Source organism: Pseudomonas sp. COR18 (genome assembly GCF_048568395.1).
GTDB lineage: Bacteria > Pseudomonadota > Gammaproteobacteria > Pseudomonadales > Pseudomonadaceae > Aquipseudomonas > Aquipseudomonas fuscovaginae_B.
Map to the genome: position 1 here is coordinate 3,574,734 of NZ_CP183808.1, position 15,857 is coordinate 3,590,590.

Here is a 15,857-nt window from a genome sequence, read left to right on the forward strand (position 1 = left end):
TGTTACCTGGGTGCTTCAGCCACGGGGGCTGTCGGGTAGGGAGAGAAGGTCGCCGGGAATGAAACTCAACCCGGCGGCGTCCATGGCCATGCTCAGCGCGCCCCACAGCGGCGCGTCATGGGTGAAATGGGCGGCGACGATCTCTGGCGGAAACGGCACCACCTGGCGGATCAGTTGTTCGAGCACCGGGGCCAGGGTCGACGCCTGGTGGAACAGGCCGCCGCCAATCGCGATGCGGCTGACATCCAGCGCCACCGCAAGGTTGGCAACCTGCACCGCCATACCGGCGATCCGTTGTTCCAGGGCCTGGCGTACGGCGCGGTCGTCACTGTCGAACAGGTCCAGGGCACGGTGGCCTTGGCCGAGCATCTCGTTTGCCAACTGGGTGAGGGCGGTGCCCGAGAAGAACTCCTCCAGCGGCGCCGCGCCTTTTTCGTGGGTTCGCCACAGATCCGTGCGCGACGGGTCGAGAAAGGGTTCCAGCATATAGCCGATCTCCATGGCCGCGCCGTTACGACCACGAATCAGGCGGCCGTTGGCGATGGCCGCGGCGGCGAGGCCGGTGCCGAGGTTGAGGTAGATCGCATCCTCGATCCCCACCAGCGACCCCCAGCGTGCTTCCGCCAGGGCCCCGGCCTTGACATCGTTGTCGAGCATCACGGCGGCGGTGCCCAGGCCGCCGCCGAGCAGCGCCGGCAGGTCGAGTGCCTCGAACCCAGGCGTATTCGGTGCCATCAGCAGGCGGCTGCCGCGCACCACGCCGGGAAACACCGCCGCCACGCTGGCTACCGGCACCTCCCCAAAGTCGGCAATACAGCCACGGGCGGCCTGGAGGATACGCTCCAGCGCGGGCTCGCCCCGCAGGCCATCGGCATGGGTCGCCAGCCTGCGGGTACTCAGGTGCCGGCTCGACGGGTCATAACAGGCGACCTGGGTCTTGGTGCCGCCGACATCAATCGCCAGCAGCACGCCTTGGCTGGGCATCTGGGGGGCCGGGGTATTCAACGGCTCGAACATCGTCGCGATCACTTCTTGTCGAAAGGCCAGAGCCGGTGTGCCCGTGCCCAGAGCAGATAAGCCACGCAGCCTGCGGCGACCCACACCAGCGACCATTGGATCGGGTAGGCGCCGGGGGCGTTGTGGTTGGAGGCGAAGTAGATATAGACCCAGCCTACCAGCGCGACGAGCGCCGGGATCGGGTACAGCCACATCTTGTAGGGGCGCTCCAGGTGCGGCTTGGTCTGGCGCAGCACGAACAGCGAAATGATCTGGGCCACCGACTGCACCAGAATCATCACCGTGGTCAGCAGCTGGATCAGCGTGGTCAGGTCGGTGAGGCGGCCGATCATGAACCCGACCGAGGTCAGCACGCCCATGCTCAGGATGCCGTAGACGGGGAAATCATGCCTGGCGTGAGTGACGCTGAAGGCATTGAAGAACACCTTGTCCTTCGCCGCCTCGAACGGCACCCGCGAACCGCCCAGCAAGCCAGCGAATACCGAAGCGACGGCGGTGATCAGGATCAGCACGGTGACCACGCCCGCGGCGGTGCTGCCCCAGGTTTCGCTCAACACCACCGAGGCCACGGACTTGTAGGCTGCGGAGTCCGGGTCGAGCATGCGGTGCCAGTCCACCACACCCAGCACGCCGACCTGCATCAACAGGTAGACCGCGAGGATGCCGAGGATCGACAGCACGATCGACCTGGGAATCACCCGGCCCGGCTGTTCCACTTCACCGGCCAGATAGGCCGAGGTGTTGTAGCCCAGGTAATCGTAGATGCCGATGGTCAGGCCGCCGGCCACGCCTAGCCAGAAACTGCTATCGCCGAGGTTGAACGCGCCTTCCGGGAAGCTGAAGGCCAGGTCGGCATGGAAGTGGCTGAGGGCGGCGACAATCAGCGCGCCGATGCTGATCAGCATGATCACCCAGAGCCCGATGCTCAAGCGGGCGATCGACTCGATCCTGCGCCAGAGCAGGAAGATGATGCCCCAGATCAGGACCAGGCCGATCAGGTTGCCGGCGGTCTGGCTCATGTCCGGCCAGAACCAGGTCAGGTATTGCACGAAGCCGATGATACCGGTGGACATGATCAGCGGGATGAACAGCATCGCGGTCCACACGAACAGGAAGGGCAACAGCTGGCCCGTACGTCTGCCGAAGGCTTCGCGCAGGTAGACGTAGGTCCCGCCGGCGCCGGGCAGGCACGCCCCGAGTTCGGCCCAGACCAGGCCGTCGCACAGCGCCAGCAAGGCACCGAGGATCCAGCCGAGGTAAGCCTGCGGACCGCCCATGATGACGATCATGGTGGGAATGGTAATGAAGGGACCCACGCCGCACATCTGGCTCATGTTCAGGGCCGTGGCGGGAAACAGACCGATCTTGCGCTTGATGCCGGACGAACCCTGCCCGGTGGGAGTGGTTGTGCTCATGCGTGACGACCTCTTGTGCGAGCGACGGAAGGTGGAGGGCAGGTGGCAAGGGTGTTGCGCGCCGGCGGCGGCTTCCATCGACTCGGTATCATTATTGTTATGGGGTGCGCTGGCCCCTGAAGCGGCTGCGACCGATGCGTAGAGAAACACGCCAATAAAATTAATTCAACTTGATTTAATTAATTGACGGCAACGATCATCCGCCCATGAAAAATCCACAGCACACCCGTACGGTCACCACCGGCACCAACGCCGAACACGCCCGCCTGCACAACCGCCGGGTGATTCTCGAAGCGATTCGCCTGGGCGGACGCCTGACCCGCGCCGACCTCACGCGCCTGACGTCGCTGACGGCGCAGACGGTTTCGAACATCGTCACCGAACTGCAGGAAGAGGGCGTGCTGCTGGTGCATGCGGCCGAGAAGATCGGTCGCGGCCAGCCGCCGGTGCCGTTGTCGATCAACCCGCAGGGTGGGTATTCCATCGGCTTTCATGTCGAGCAGCACTCGATCATCGGTGTGCTGCTCGACCTGCTTGGCGACGCTCAGGCCCAGGTCACCCACGCGGTCAGCTATCCGAGTTTCGACGACGCGCTGCCGCTGCTGCTCGATACCGTGGGGCAATTCCGGGCGCTACGTCCTGATGGGCGTTTTCTCGGAGTAGGGGTGGCGTTGCCTGGGCCCTTCAGCGTCGAAGGCATGACCTCGGTGGGGCCGACGGCGATGTCCGGTTGGGATGATCCGCAGATTCCGACACGCCTGCACCAGGCCGTCGGCTTGCCGGTACTGATCGAGAACGATGCCACGGCCGCGAGCATGGGTGAACGGCTGTACGGGATTGCCAGCGACCTGCACCACTTCGTCCACCTGTTTATCGGCAGCGGCCTTGGGGCCGGCTTGTACCTGGGCAATCGCCTGTATTCCGGGCACTGGCACAACGCCGGGGAAATCGGTCACATGACGGTGGTACCCGGCGGCAAGGCCTGTCATTGCGGCAACCAGGGTTGTCTGGAGCGCTATATCTCGATTGCCGCGCTGCTGGAACATCTGGGGCAATCCGGCGACCAGGACCTGGCGGCCTGGAATTTCGACGATCCACGTTTCAAGGCCGGTGTCGACTCCTGGCTGGACGAGGCCGCGCCGGCGCTGCGCCAGGCGATCAACATCCTTGAATCGTTGCTCGATCCACAGACCATCCTGATCAGCGGTTTCCTTCCGCAGGCGATCCTCGCCCGGCTGGTGGCCCGGCTGGAACCCTTGCATCGCTCCATCAGCTGCCGCCCGGATCGTGAATACCCGCGCATCCAGCTGGGCACCGCCGGGCACGATGCGGTGGCGTTGGGGGCGGCGGCGTTGATGATCCTCGCGGAGATCAGCCCGGACTATGAAGCCTTGCTCAAACCGGAGTGAGCCGGCTTATAGTGACTTCATTCAAGAGATGATGCCGCGAAGTCTCCACTGATTTCGGCGTTGTGGCACTGGCACAGGAACGGGTCATGGCTCGGTTTGCTCACTATTCCCTCAACACCCGTGGCCGGGATTTCGCCGTGGGCGACATTCATGGTCATTTCAGCCGCTTGCAGGCCGCGCTGGACCAGATCGGGTTCAACCCCGAATGTGATCGGCTGTTCAGCGTCGGCGATCTGGTCGACCGCGGGCCCCAGAGCGAGTTGGCCCTGCAATGGCTGGAGCGCCCCTGGTTCGCCGCGGTCCAGGGCAACCACGAGGCGCTGGCGATCCAGCATGCCCAGGGCCTTTCGCTGGACCAGGCGATGTACCGTGCCAGCGGTGGCGGCTGGTTTATCGACAGCAGCGCGCAAAGCCAGCGCCGGTTCGCCGCCGGTTTCGCCCGGCTGCCGATTGCACTGGAGGTCGAGACCCGACTCGGGCCGGTGGGGATCGTGCACGCCGACTGCCCCTTTGCGAGCTGGGGTGAACTGCGGGACTACCTGTCGGGTGATACTCAGGCGCAGATCGCGGTAGAGGAGGTCTGCCAGTGGTCGCGCAGCCGTGTGAGGAACCATGACACCAGTGGTATCCGGGAGGTCAGGGCCGTGCTGGTCGGGCACACCACGCAGCGCCAGCCCACCGTGCTGGGCAATGTCTATCACATCGACACGGGCGGCTGGAGCAACGGGTGTTTCACGCTGGTGGAACTCGACGGGCTGGGCTTCGTCAGGCCTGACGCCAACTGACCGCTTCGATGCCGAACTTCTCGGCCACCGGCTTGCTGGTCTTTTTCACCCGTTCTCGGCCGAACCTGCCGATTCGGCCGACGCCGGCGTCGCAGCTGGCCCAGTGCCAGGCCTCGGCGTTGTCCATGCGTTCGCAGCGGATGATGAAGGACTTGGGGGTACCGTGAAGGGTGTAATCGATAACGTACAGCTTTGCCGTGCTCATGGATGTGGAACTCCTCCCTGTTGTCTTGGGAGTGATCCCCCTGTACCGGAAAAATTCCGTCGATCAGCCCGGCGGTCCGTTGTGGCAAATAACTCGGAACAGTCCTTCAGAAAAAATCCCGATAGCCGATGGCAAGGACAGATAGCCGTATTTCCCTTTTGCCATCGGTGCGCACCATGTTCAACAAACGCTTGAAGCAGGAGCTGTCGGCTCTTCGCGAGGAATTGTCCAGTCTCCATCAGGTCAGGGAAAGTCTTGAACAGGAAATGCTCGTGCTCACACTGGACGCCGATGGCCGCATCCAGTCCGTCAACAGCAACTTCATCACGGAAATGCTCTACCAGAGCAGCGCCCTGGTCGGTCGTCATATTGAGGACTTCGTGCCGGCGTACCTGAAAAGCTCGGATTTTCACCAGCGCTTCAAAAACGCGCTGACCCGCGCCGAACATTTCAGCGGGGCAATACGCCTGCTGCGCGGCAATGGCCAGGAAGCCTGGCTGCGCTCGATCATGCAGCCGATCCGTGGCTCCGATGGCCGAGTGCGGAGTTTCTCGATCTTTTCCAACGACCTGACCCGCACCATCGAAGGTTCTCGTGAGCACGAGAACCTGATCGGCGCCTTGCTGCGTTCCACGGCGGTGATCGAATTCAACCTGGCCGGTGAGGTCCTGACCGCCAATGATCGGTTCCTCAATGGCATGGGCTATAGCCTGGCGCAGATCAAGGGCAAGCATCATGGCATCTTCTGCGAACCGGGGGAGGTCAACAGCCCCGAGTACCAGGCGTTCTGGCAGCGCCTGAATGCCGGTGAGTTCATCGCTGGCCGTTTCAAGCGCGTGGACAGCCATGGCCGGGTGGTCTGGCTGGAGGCGTCCTACAACCCGGTGCTCGACTCCAACGAGCGGCTGTACAAGGTGGTGAAGTTCGCCACCATCATCACTGACCAGGTGAACCAGGAGCAGGCGGTGGCCGAGGCGGCGAATATCGCCTACAGCACTTCGTTGCAGACCGACGCCAGTGCCCAGCGCGGCACCACCGTGGTGACCCAGGCGGTCGACGTGATGCGTGATCTGGCCCAGCACATGCAACATGCCGGCGAGGGGATCGAGGCGCTCAACGCCCAGTCCCAGGTGATCGGCACCATCGTCAAGACCATCAGCGGCATTGCCGAACAGACCAACCTGCTGGCGCTGAACGCCGCCATCGAGGCCGCGCGGGCGGGTGAACAGGGGCGCGGGTTCGCGGTGGTGGCCGATGAGGTTCGCCAGTTGGCTTCGCGAACCAGCCAGGCGACCGACGAGATCGTCACCGTGGTGCGCCAGAACCAGGACATGGCCCGTGATGCGGTGTCGCTGATGAACAGCGGCAAGACCCAGGCCGAGGAGGGCCTGGCGTTGGCGGCCGAGGCCGGCACGGTGATCGTCGAGATCCAGGACGGCGCCCAGCGGGTGGTCAGCGCGGTCGGGCAGTTCGCCAACCAGCTGGGCACCTGATGCGGGCCCCGGTCAACGGCGATGGGCGGACGGTCGACTCCCGTCCGCCGGCTGCGACTTCTAGGGCTTGAGTGCCACGACCATATCGATCTCGACCGAGGCATTCTTCGGCAACTGGAACACCCCGACCGAGGTCCGGGTGTGCACGCCAGCTTCGCCGAAGACGGTATAGAGCACTTCCGAAGCGCCGTCGGCGACTTCGCTCTGCTGGGTGAAGTCCTCGGCGCTCTGGACGAAGACGCTGATCCGCAGTATCTTGCGGATCCGTTCCAGGTCGCCGTCGAGCATCTGCCGCAGAATCGCCAGGGCCCGCATGGTGCTGATCCGGGCACCGTGCCGGGCCTGCTCCAGGGTGGTCTGCGCGCCGACACGACCGGTCACCATCACCGTGTTGTCGACCCGCGGAATCTGCCCGCTGACATAAATCTCGAGATCGTTCTGCACCGCCGGCACGTAATTGCCGCCAATCTTCATTTCACCTTCGAAGCTGTAGCCGAGCTGATCGGCGACCTGGGCGAAGCGTTCGTTTCTGGATTGCGGCATCGTTATCTTCCTGATGATGGTGAGTGTCGTGGGGGTTGCCCAGCCTGGCTCGGCCGGGTCCGACATGCAGCAGATCATACGGCTCTCAGGCGCAACAATCACGATCAAGTCAGCGCTTGCACGCAAGCGCGGCCGCCGCAACACAGGTAAACTTGCGCCTTTCACAAAGGAGTTCCCATGAGCCACTACCAGCCCGGCATCCTCGCCAAGCCTGTACCCCCGCAGGCACGCCATCTGTTTTTCGCCCTGGAGTCCGCCGAGGCCTTGCCGGCTGCCCTCGACAACCTGGCCCGGCTGGTGGATGGGAAAAACGCCGTGGTCGGTTTTGGCGAGTCGCTGGTGCAGGTGCTGGGGGCTCGGATCGAGGGGTTGCGCACGTTCCCGGTGATCAGTGGCCCGGGTGTGGACAACCCTTCGACCCAGCAGGCGCTGTGGTGCTGGCTGCATGGCGAGGACCGCGGCGAACTGTTGCACCGCAGCCGCGAGCTGGAGCTGGCACTGGCGCCGGCATTGAAGCAGGTACAGATGACCGAGGCCTTTCGCCACAAGACCGGCCACGACCTGACCGGCTATGAGGACGGTACCGAGAACCCGGTGGACGAAGCCGCCGTCGAGGCGGGGATCGCCGCGGGCGATGTGCCCGGCCTGCACGGTGGCAGTTTTGTCGCGATCCAGCAGTGGCAGCATGACCTGGAGCGGTTTGCCGCCATGCCGTCCCATGAGCAGGACAACATCATGGGCCGCCGCAAGAGCGACAACGAGGAGTTGGAGGACGCGCCGGAGTCGGCTCACGTCAAGCGAACCGCCCAGGAAAGCTTCGCCCCCGAGGCGTTCGTCGTGCGCCGCTCCATGCCCTGGGCGAACGAGCAGGGCGCCGGTCTGATGTTCGTCGCCTTCGGGCGTACCCTGGATGCCTTCGAGGCTCAACTGCGGCGCATGAGCGGGCTGGATGACGGGATCACCGACGGCCTCTACCGCTTCAGCCGGCCGATCACGGGCGGCTACTACTGGTGCCCGCCGCTGAAGGATGGCCACCTCGACCTGAGCGTACTGCTGGCCGGTTAAGCCGAGTCGTTCGCATTTGTGTAAAAAAACGCCGGGTGCCGCGCACCTGGCGTTTTTTTTCGGCCTGGGAACTAGACTTGCAGTGTAGCTTGCTCGCAGTTGAGCCCGGTCGGCGATGCCTTCGCACTCTTGGCCCGCCCGCCGGCTGCGAGCCTGGCCCCTGGCGGAGGCGGCGGTGTTTGCTGGCGTCATCCGCCAGCGTGCAAGGGTGCGACTCAGGCCCTGTCAGGGCTGGGAGTTTTTCTCATGTTACCCGTACGTTCCCCCTTGTTCGTGGCGCTGGCCGTTGGGCTGCTGACCACGGGCGTCCTCCGGGTGCAGGCTGCACCTGCCGACAGTGAACCGATCAACATGGCAGTGGTGCAACTGGCGCCACAGCAGCAGAATGGCGTGGAGTACCTCAGCGGCGGTATCGGCGAGGATGAGCTGAAGGCACTGGCCCAGACCCGCGGCTACAACCTGCACGTCGTTTCTTCCTCGGGGCCGCAGGACAAGTACCTGGCCGATGTGAACATCTCGATCAACAAGGCCGGTGGCGAGTCGGTGCTGAGCCTGATCCAGGTCGGTCCGCTGGTCTACGTGAAGCTACCGGTGGGGCACTATCAGGTCGTCGCCAGCCACGACGGGCATCAAAGCCGCCAGGATGTCGTCATCGATGGCAAGGGCACCCAGACGCTGAACGTGCACTGGAAGGACGCCTATTGAGTGGGCGCCGCTTGCCGGCCGACTCAGGTTCGACTGATCCAGGCGTGCTGGAAGGTTTTCCTCGGGTCGGCTGTTCGTCGCAGGAAAACTCCGCTGACGAGCAATAGCCCGGAACATACCCGGATTGTCGATTTTGGGGATGCACAATCGACGTCTTGCGCATAGGCTGCGTACACCGGGGCCAGGGGTCCCGCAACCTATTCTGGAAACGAGGCGGGATGATGGGCAAGTTGCGAGTCGGGATCATTTTCGGTGGGCTGGGCGCGGAGCACGAGGTGTCGTTGCAATCGGCCAAAAACGTGGTCGATGCGTTGGACCGCGAGCGCTTCGAGCCGGTGCTGATCGGTATCGACAAGCAGGGACGCTGGCACCTCAATGACAGCTCCAACTTCCTGCTCAACGCCGAGAACCCGGCACTGATCGCGCTGAACCAGTCCAATCGCGAACTGGCCGTGGTGCCGGGCAAGGTCGGCCGGCAACTGGTCGAGGCCGGCAGCCAGGCCCTGCTGGACCAGGTCGACGTGATTTTCCCGATCGTCCACGGCACCCTCGGCGAAGACGGCTGCCTGCAGGGGTTGCTGCGCATGGCCGACCTGCCGTTCGTCGGCTCCGATGTGCTCGGCTCGGCGGTGTGCATGGACAAGGACATCAGCAAGCGCCTGCTGCGCGATGCCGGCCTGGCCGTGACCCCGTTCATCACCGTCAACCGCGCCACGGCTGCGCGGCTGGACTTCGATCAGGCCCGGGCCAAGCTCGGCCTGCCGCTGTTCATCAAGCCGGCGAACCAGGGCTCGTCGGTGGGGGTGAGCAAGGTCGAGGACGCCGGGCAATTCCAGGCGGCCATGGCGCTGGCCCTGGGGTTCGACGAGAAGGTACTGGTGGAGTCGGCGGTCAGCGGCCGGGAAATCGAATGCGCGATCCTCGGCAACGACCAGCCGATTGCCAGTGGCTGTGGAGAGATCGTCGTGCGCAGCGGTTTCTATTCCTACGACAGCAAGTACATCGATGCCCAGGCCGCCGAGGTGGTGGTACCGGCGGCCATCAGCGAGCAGGCCAGCGAGCGCATCCGCAGCGTGGCGCTCGAAGCGTTCCAGGTGCTCGGTTGCTCGGGGCTTGCCCGTGTCGATGTGTTCCTGACCGACAGCGGTGAAGTGCTGATCAACGAGATCAATTCGCTGCCGGGCTTCACCCGCATCAGCATGTACCCCAAGCTGTGGCAGGCGGCGGGGATGACCTACAGCGAGCTGGTCAGTCGCCTGATCGAACTGGCGCTGGAGCGGCACGAAGCACGGCGTGGATTGAAGAACAGCCGTTGAGGTCGGGGCACGACGTTACCTGGGTACGGGGTGCCGCTAGCGTACGGGGGCAACCCGGTTGCCATAGCCATTGTCAGGAGGACAGCATGTCGTTGAGTCACCGTCCGGTCGAGGCGCGGGATCTGCCCGTGATCTGTGGTTTTGCCCAAGGCGAGGAGGAACTGTTCTTCTTCTTTCCCAAGGCCCGTTACCCGCTGACCGTCGAGCAACTGCAGGGCTCGGTCGACCAGCGTTCGGACTCGACCGTGGTCGAGCTGGACGGCGAGGTGGTGGGCTTCGCCAACTTCTATCAGTGGGAGCAGGGCGGCACCTGCTCCATCGGCAACGTGGTCATTGCCCCGCATGTCCGTGGGCGTGGGGTGGGCGAGTACCTGGTCCGGCTGATGATCCGGATTGCCCGGGAACGTCACCAGGCCAGCGAAGTGCGCCTGTCCTGCTTCAACCGGAACCTGGCGGGCTTGTTGTTCTATCCGAAGCTGGGCTTCGTGCCCTATGGCATCGAGGAACGACAGGACTTCAAGGGGCGGAGGGTGGCGCTGATCCAGTTACGTTGGGCTGGTGAGCAATCAGCTCGCGCCATTCAGGCCAGGTGAAGCAGGTAATCTCGCCATTCCCGGCTGTTCGAGCATTTCTGTGCAGTTTTTCAGGCAGGTGTGGGTATCTTGGCAATCGCCTGTCTTCGCCTTGGGATAGCATGGGGTCTATCGAATGGGCCTGGAAGGCATGGGCGAGAGGCGAGGCATGCAGACCCTGATCAGCGATTACCAGCACGGTGAGGTGGTGGGCAGCCACTGTCACAACGAGGCGCAACTGGTCTATGCGACCCGGGGCGTGATGTATGTGTGCACCGAGCAGGGCAGTTGGGCCATTCCCACCGGTCATGCGCTGTGGGTGCCGGGCGGCGTTGCCCATGAGATTCGCATGAGTGGCGAGGTGCGCATGCGCACCTTGTTGATCGACCCGGCGCTGCACCCGGTGGCGGTGCTCCAGTGCCAGGTGATCCAGGTGTCGCACCTGCTGCGTGAATTGATCCTCGCTTCGGCGCAGGGCGGCAGCGAGGAACGACGCTATCATCTCGGGGCACTGATCCTGCTGGAGCTGCAGGCTGCCCGACAGGTCGACCTGTACATTCCGGCGCCCCGCGATGCCCGTCTGCGTACCTTGTGTACCCGCTTCATCGACCAGCCCGCGCAGGAGTGGACGCTGGAGCAGTGCGGTGCACAGTTGAACATGAGCTCGCGAACCTTCGCCCGGCTGTTCCAGCGCGAACTGGCGATGTCCTTCGGCGAGTGGCGCACCCGTGCGCGGCTGGTGCTCAGCCAGCAGAGCCTGGCCCAGGGCACGTCGATCCTCGACGTGGCGCTCGAGTACGGTTATCAGAGCGCCAGCGCCTTTGCCGCGGTTTTCAAGCGCGAACTGGGACACACGCCGCGGCAGTACCGCATGAACGAGCCGACAGGTTGTCCCGTTTGATGCTGCGGTTGTCCCGATCACGGGAGAACCGCCCCTAGGCCGCCACCTACTCTGGGATTCACGATCCTGACTGTGAATTCCGTCGATGCACTCACTCCCTTCCCTGCGCGCCAGGCCCATCGCCCTGGGCGCCTTGCTCGCCTTGTTGACCGCCTGCGGCGGTACCTCGGCACCCTCACCACTGGCTCAGCCGATTGCCAGCCAGGACAGCAATCCGCTGGCGACACTGCCGGCCGGTGCCAGCGATCAGCCACTGCCCGAGCGCTGGTGGCAGTTGTATCAGGACCCGGTTCTCGACCAGTTGGTACAACAGGCGCTGCGCCACAACCAGGACCTGGCCCGGGCTGATGCCAACGTCCAGGCGATGCTGGCGGGGATTGGCGAGCTGGATGCACAGCGCTGGCCTTCGACGCAAACCCGTTTTGCGGCGCAGTATGGCAAGACCGCCAACGACCAGACCCTGGCCCAGGCCACGGACAGTCATGCGCCGGCGCAGTGGACCTTCGAACCGGGCATCGAGCTGGCCTACCAGGTGGACATCTGGGGTCAGGTGCGTCGTGCCATCGAGCGTGCGCGGGTGCAGGCGGGCGCGGCGAGCGATGCCCGTGAGCTGCTGCGGATCAACGTGGCGGCACAGACCAGCCGGGCCTATCTGGATCACTGCACTTACGGCGCGCAGTTGGGCGTGACGAACCATTCGTTGCAGACCGTCGAGCACAGCCTTGAACTGACCGAGACCCAGCGCAGGGCCGGGATCGCCACCGAGCTGGATACCCTGCGGCTGCGTAGCCTGCGTGATCGCCTGCGGGCCGAATTGCCGCTGCTCGACGCCCGTCGGCGGGTGGCCGTGTATGAGCTGAACATGCTCACCGGCCAGGCTTCCGGCAGTGACCCGCAGTGTGCGGTCATCCCCAGGTTGACGGTGGCGTTGCCTGTCGGCGATGGCTGGCATCTGCTGGAGCGTCGTCCGGACATCCGCCAGGCCCGGCGCAACCTCGAAGCGGCCGTATTGGCCAGCGATATCGCCAGGGCGGATCTCTATCCCAAGGTGAGCTTCGGCGCGTCGCTGACTTCATCGGCCCAGTCACTGCACGAACTGGGCGACAGCCGCTCGGTGATGTTCGGCATCGGTCCGCTGATCAGTTGGGAGTTCCCCAATATCAAGGCCAACCGCATGCGAATCGACAAGGCCCGGGCACTGGAGCAGGCACAACTGGCCGGCTTCCGCAGTGCGGTCCTCGCGGCTCTTGCCGATGTGCGCCAGACCCTCGCCCTGTTCGATGGCCAGCGCCAGCGTGCGGCGGCGCTCCAGGCAACCCTGCAGGACAGTGAACGCAGCTATGCCCTGGCGCAAACCCACTACCGCGCCGGTACGGTCGACGCCCTGCAACTGCTCGACAGCGAGCGCGAGCTGATGAATGTGCGCAGCCGTGAAGTCCAGGCGCGAGGCGAGCTGGCGCGCAGCGAGATCAATCTTTTCCGGGCCCTGGGCGGCGGCTGGCAGCCGCTCGCCGTCGGTCACGCCAACACGCAATCAACGAGTCCCGAAGCTGGAGTAGAACCATGAACGTTGCCGTCGATGAACAGACCCTCGCCCAGGGCGAGCAATTGCGCAAGAAGGCCCGGCGGCGGCGCCTGATGCTGCTCGGCGGCGCAATCGCGGTGCTCGGGGCGCTGGGGTTCGGCAGTTGGTGGGCGACGACCGGGCGCTACCTGGAAAGCACCGATGATGCCTACGTGCGCGCCGATTGGGTGGCGCTCAGTGCGCGGGTGCCGGGTTACGTCGCCGAGGTGCTGGTGCAGGACGACCAGCCGGTAAAGGCCGGTGACGTGGTGGTGCGCCTACAGGACCGTGATTACCAGGCCCGGCTGGCCCAGGCCCAGGCTGCAGTCGCCGAGGCGCAGGCGGCGCTGGTTGCCGGGCGGGCGAGCCGCCAGGTTGCCGCCGAGCGCGTCGGCTTGCAGCAGCAGGCTATCGCCGTGGCCCAGGCGCAGGTGCGCAGTGCGGCTGCGGAGAACCAGCGGGCTGAGCTGGATCGACGGCGTTACCAGGGGCTGGCGCGGGACGATGCCGCGACCGTGCAGCGCCTGGAAAGCGCCAATGCCAGCGCGCAGCAGGCCATGGCGGCGTTGCAGGGCGCCCAGGCCGGCCTGCGCCGGCAGCAGGCCCAATTGGGGGAGTCCCGGGCTCGCCTGCAACTGGCCGAAGCCGAGATCCAGCAGCAGATCGCCGCGCACGCCAGTACCGTGGCTCGTGCCAGGCTGGCCGAACAGGACGCCGAGGACACCCTGATCCGTGCACCGATCGATGGCGTGGTCGGCCAGCGGCGGGTCAGGGCCGGGCAGTACCTGGTGGCCGGCCAGCCGATGCTGGCGGTGGTGCCGGTACGCCAGGCCTACGTGGTGGCCAACTACAAGGAAACCCAATTGGCGGACATGCGTCCCGGCCAGCCGGTGGAGATCCATGTCGACAGCTTCTTCCATCGGCCGCTGCACGGCCGGGTGGTCAGCTTCTCGCCGGGATCGGGCAATGTGTTCGCCTTGCTGCCTTCGGACAATGCGACGGGCAACTTCACCAAGATCGTTCAGCGTTTCCCGGTGCGGATCCAGCTCGACCCCGATAATGAGGTGCTGCCGATACTGCCCGGCATGTCGGTCACCACCGTCGTCGACACCCATCGTCAGGAGACGCGCAATGAGCGTTGAGGCACCGGTTTCGCCGCGCGCCTGGGTGGCGGTGATGGGCGGGTTGCTCGGCTGTTTCATGGCCGGCATGAACGTCCATGTCACCAGCGCCGCGCTACCGGAAATCGAAGGCGCGCTGGGGGCGACTTTCGAGGAGGGCTCATGGATTTCCACCGCGTATCTGGTGGCGGAAATCATCATGATCCCGCTGACCGCCTGGCTGGTCGAAGTGTTCTCTCTGAGACGGGTGATGTGGACCGGCTCGCTGATCTTCCTGCTGGCTTCGATCGCCTGTTCCTGGGCGCCGAACCTGCCGGTGATGATTGCCATACGTGTGGTTCAGGGCGCGGCGGGGGCGGTGCTGATTCCGCTGTCGTTCCAACTGATCATCACCGAGTTGCCGGCCAGCCGGATGGCCATGGGCATGGCGCTGTTCAGCCTGGCCAACAGTGTCGCCCAGGCGGCCGGGCCGTCGATCGGTGGCTGGCTGACCGACGCCTACTCGTGGCGCTGGATCTTCTACCTGCAACTGTTTCCCGGCATCGCGCTGCTGCTGGCGGTGGCCTGGGCGATCGAGGCCAGGCCGATGAACCTGGCGCTGTTGCGCCGGGGCGACTGGCTGGGCATCGGCGCCATGGTGGTGGGGCTGGGCGGGCTGCAGATCGTCCTGGAGGAGGGCGGGCGCAAGGACTGGTTCGGCTCCGGCGAGATTCGCTGGCTGTCGCTGGCGGCAGGCGTGGCCTTGCTGGTATTCGTGCTGTCGCAACTGTTTGGCCGGCGCGCGTTCATCAACCTGCGTTTACTGGGACACTACAACTTCGGCGTGGCCAGCGTGGCGATGTTCATCTTCGGTGGCGCGACATTCGGGCTGGTGTTCCTGGTGCCCAACTACCTTTCCCAGGTGCAGGGCTACAACGCCCATGAGATCGGTGTCAGCCTGATTGCCTACGGCGTGGTGCAATTGGTGCTGGCGCCGCTGATGCCGCGGCTGATGGGCTGGTCGAGTCCGAAGACCATGGTGGCGACCGGGTTCCTGATCATGGCCCTGGGCTGCTGGCTCGGGGCGTTTCTCGACGCCGATAGTGCGGCGAACGTGATCATTCCTTCCACCGTGGTCCGCGGTATCGGCCAGCCCTTCATCATGGTGGCCTTGTCGGTGCTGGCGGTGGCCGGGCTGGACAAGCGCCAGGCGGGTTCGGCCTCGGCGCTGTTCTCGATGTTGCGCAACCTCGGCGGGGCGGTGGGCACCGCGGCGCTCACGCAAATCGTGGCAATGCGCGAACGCTTTCATTCCGAGCGCATTGGCGAGGGAGTGAATGTCTTTGTCCCTGCCGTCCAGGAGCGCCTGGGACCGACGGTGGGCGACTGGCTGCCGGACCAGCAGCAGGCATTGGCGATGCTGGGCAAGACGGTGCAGCATCAGTCCTGGCTGATGGCTTATGGCGATGCGTTTTTTGTCGCCTGTGTGGCGCTGCTCGGTTGTGCCTGTGCGGCGCTGTTGATGCGGCGTCAGGGCGGTGGCTGATGCGTTGAGGCTCGCGGATAAATCCCCCACAAGTGCTCGCGCCGTGCATGAATCCTGCGAACGACGCTGTCACTGTGGGGCCAGGCGGTCCGGCGTCCCGGTTTATCCGCGAAGGGGGCGCAGGCCTCACCACCTGACTCTCAGGTGGCCAGCATTCCGGTGGGTGCTGGCAGCAGGCTTCAGGAGGGAGCCAGCACTTTTTCGGCGGGCATAAAAAAACG

At 64.8% G+C, this 15,857-nt stretch carries 14 protein-coding genes and 2 pseudogenes; 12 read left to right on the top strand and 4 right to left on the bottom strand.

What is annotated here, in order from left to right; translation table 11 throughout:
• Positions 1 to 15: 15 nt before the first annotated feature.
• The gene (locus ACM62G_RS16475; protein WP_273826332.1) at positions 16 to 1,017 is read right to left on the bottom strand and encodes an ROK family protein; all 1,002 of its coding nucleotides are present in this window, start codon (positions 1,015 to 1,017) and stop codon (positions 16 to 18) included.
• 8 nt (positions 1,018 to 1,025) lie between these two features.
• Positions 1,026 to 2,432, bottom strand: coding sequence for an APC family permease (locus ACM62G_RS16480; protein WP_054063345.1), 1,407 nt, complete (start codon positions 2,430 to 2,432; stop codon positions 1,026 to 1,028).
• Between the two features lie 206 nt (positions 2,433 to 2,638).
• Between ACM62G_RS16480 and ACM62G_RS16485 the strand changes: the two genes are divergently transcribed.
• Both ACM62G_RS16485 and ACM62G_RS16490 read left to right on the top strand, forming a co-directional pair.
• A complete protein-coding gene (locus ACM62G_RS16485) occupies positions 2,639 to 3,841 on the top strand; it encodes an ROK family transcriptional regulator (protein ID WP_054063346.1) in 1,203 nt (400 codons plus the stop codon).
• Positions 3,842 to 3,927: 86 nt separating this feature from the next.
• A complete protein-coding gene (locus ACM62G_RS16490) occupies positions 3,928 to 4,626 on the top strand; it encodes a metallophosphoesterase (protein WP_419735177.1) in 699 nt (232 codons plus the stop codon).
• Here the strand turns inward: ACM62G_RS16490 and ACM62G_RS16495 are convergent.
• Positions 4,607 to 4,831 carry a DUF6555 family protein gene (locus ACM62G_RS16495; protein ID WP_054060183.1) on the bottom strand — a complete coding sequence of 75 codons (225 nt, stop codon included), beginning with the start codon at positions 4,829 to 4,831 and terminating at the stop codon, positions 4,607 to 4,609. The two genes, ACM62G_RS16490 and ACM62G_RS16495, sit on opposite strands and share 20 nt — an antisense overlap.
• A 266-nt stretch (positions 4,832 to 5,097) precedes the next feature.
• Here ACM62G_RS16495 and ACM62G_RS16500 point away from each other — a divergent pair.
• Together ACM62G_RS16500 and ACM62G_RS16505 are read left to right on the top strand one after the other, a co-directional pair.
• Positions 5,098 to 5,784: pseudogene (locus ACM62G_RS16500) on the top strand (PAS domain-containing protein); the annotation flags it as partial.
• A 108-nt stretch (positions 5,785 to 5,892) separates the two neighbouring features.
• Positions 5,893 to 6,324, top strand: a pseudogene (locus ACM62G_RS16505) (methyl-accepting chemotaxis protein); the annotation flags it as partial.
• Between the two features lie 60 nt (positions 6,325 to 6,384).
• On the opposite strand, the gene ACM62G_RS16510 reads toward ACM62G_RS16505, so the two are convergent.
• The gene (locus tag ACM62G_RS16510) at positions 6,385 to 6,867 is read right to left on the bottom strand and encodes a RidA family protein (RefSeq protein ID WP_054060182.1); all 483 of its coding nucleotides are present in this window, start codon (positions 6,865 to 6,867) and stop codon (positions 6,385 to 6,387) included.
• A 177-nt stretch (positions 6,868 to 7,044) separates the two neighbouring features.
• Between ACM62G_RS16510 and ACM62G_RS16515 the strand changes: the two genes are divergently transcribed.
• The 8 genes from ACM62G_RS16515 to ACM62G_RS16550 all read left to right on the top strand — a co-directional run bounded on the left by ACM62G_RS16515 (position 7,045) and on the right by ACM62G_RS16550 (position 15,636).
• Entirely contained in the window at positions 7,045 to 7,932 is an 888-nt protein-coding gene (locus ACM62G_RS16515) for a Dyp-type peroxidase (RefSeq protein ID WP_054063347.1), read from the top strand.
• A 246-nt stretch (positions 7,933 to 8,178) separates the two neighbouring features.
• Entirely contained in the window at positions 8,179 to 8,637 is a 459-nt protein-coding gene (locus ACM62G_RS16520; protein ID WP_419735178.1) for a carboxypeptidase regulatory-like domain-containing protein, read from the top strand.
• A 221-nt stretch (positions 8,638 to 8,858) separates the two neighbouring features.
• Positions 8,859 to 9,953 (top strand): D-alanine--D-alanine ligase, encoded by a 1,095-nt coding sequence (ddlA, locus tag ACM62G_RS16525; RefSeq protein ID WP_054060191.1) that lies wholly within the window; start codon positions 8,859 to 8,861, stop codon positions 9,951 to 9,953.
• An 86-nt stretch (positions 9,954 to 10,039) separates the two neighbouring features.
• Positions 10,040 to 10,546 (top strand): N-acetyltransferase family protein, encoded by a 507-nt coding sequence (locus ACM62G_RS16530; protein WP_419735179.1) that lies wholly within the window; start codon positions 10,040 to 10,042, stop codon positions 10,544 to 10,546.
• A gap of 148 nt (positions 10,547 to 10,694) precedes the next feature.
• On the top strand, positions 10,695 to 11,426 hold the full coding sequence (locus ACM62G_RS16535) for an AraC family transcriptional regulator (RefSeq protein WP_054060178.1): 732 nt from the start codon (positions 10,695 to 10,697) through the stop codon (positions 11,424 to 11,426).
• A gap of 85 nt (positions 11,427 to 11,511) precedes the next feature.
• Positions 11,512 to 12,993: an efflux transporter outer membrane subunit gene (locus tag ACM62G_RS16540; RefSeq protein WP_419735180.1), complete on the top strand. Its 1,482-nt coding sequence runs from the start codon at positions 11,512 to 11,514 to the stop codon at positions 12,991 to 12,993.
• A complete protein-coding gene (locus ACM62G_RS16545; RefSeq protein ID WP_419735181.1) occupies positions 12,990 to 14,132 on the top strand; it encodes an HlyD family secretion protein in 1,143 nt (380 codons plus the stop codon). The genes ACM62G_RS16540 and ACM62G_RS16545 overlap by 4 nt, the downstream gene beginning before the upstream one ends.
• Positions 14,122 to 15,636 (top strand): MDR family MFS transporter, encoded by a 1,515-nt coding sequence (locus ACM62G_RS16550; RefSeq protein ID WP_419735182.1) that lies wholly within the window; start codon positions 14,122 to 14,124, stop codon positions 15,634 to 15,636. Before ACM62G_RS16545 ends, ACM62G_RS16550 begins: the two co-directional genes overlap by 11 nt.
• The last annotated feature ends 221 nt before the right edge of the window (positions 15,637 to 15,857 follow it).

Coding starts and splice junctions, on each gene's coding strand:
- ACM62G_RS16475 (WP_273826332.1), bottom strand. CDS start 1,017: ATGTTCGAGCCGTTGAATACCCCGGCCCCCCAGATGCCCAGCCAAGGC.
- ACM62G_RS16480 (WP_054063345.1), bottom strand. CDS start 2,432: ATGAGCACAACCACTCCCACCGGGCAGGGTTCGTCCGGCATCAAGCGC.
- ACM62G_RS16485 (WP_054063346.1), top strand. CDS start 2,639: ATGAAAAATCCACAGCACACCCGTACGGTCACCACCGGCACCAACGCC.
- ACM62G_RS16490 (WP_419735177.1), top strand. CDS start 3,928: ATGGCTCGGTTTGCTCACTATTCCCTCAACACCCGTGGCCGGGATTTC.
- ACM62G_RS16495 (WP_054060183.1), bottom strand. CDS start 4,831: ATGAGCACGGCAAAGCTGTACGTTATCGATTACACCCTTCACGGTACC.
- ACM62G_RS16510 (WP_054060182.1), bottom strand. CDS start 6,867: ATGCCGCAATCCAGAAACGAACGCTTCGCCCAGGTCGCCGATCAGCTC.
- ACM62G_RS16515 (WP_054063347.1), top strand. CDS start 7,045: ATGAGCCACTACCAGCCCGGCATCCTCGCCAAGCCTGTACCCCCGCAG.
- ACM62G_RS16520 (WP_419735178.1), top strand. CDS start 8,179: ATGTTACCCGTACGTTCCCCCTTGTTCGTGGCGCTGGCCGTTGGGCTG.
- ddlA (WP_054060191.1), top strand. CDS start 8,859: ATGGGCAAGTTGCGAGTCGGGATCATTTTCGGTGGGCTGGGCGCGGAG.
- ACM62G_RS16530 (WP_419735179.1), top strand. CDS start 10,040: ATGTCGTTGAGTCACCGTCCGGTCGAGGCGCGGGATCTGCCCGTGATC.
- ACM62G_RS16535 (WP_054060178.1), top strand. CDS start 10,695: ATGCAGACCCTGATCAGCGATTACCAGCACGGTGAGGTGGTGGGCAGC.
- ACM62G_RS16540 (WP_419735180.1), top strand. CDS start 11,512: ATGCACTCACTCCCTTCCCTGCGCGCCAGGCCCATCGCCCTGGGCGCC.
- ACM62G_RS16545 (WP_419735181.1), top strand. CDS start 12,990: ATGAACGTTGCCGTCGATGAACAGACCCTCGCCCAGGGCGAGCAATTG.
- ACM62G_RS16550 (WP_419735182.1), top strand. CDS start 14,122: ATGAGCGTTGAGGCACCGGTTTCGCCGCGCGCCTGGGTGGCGGTGATG.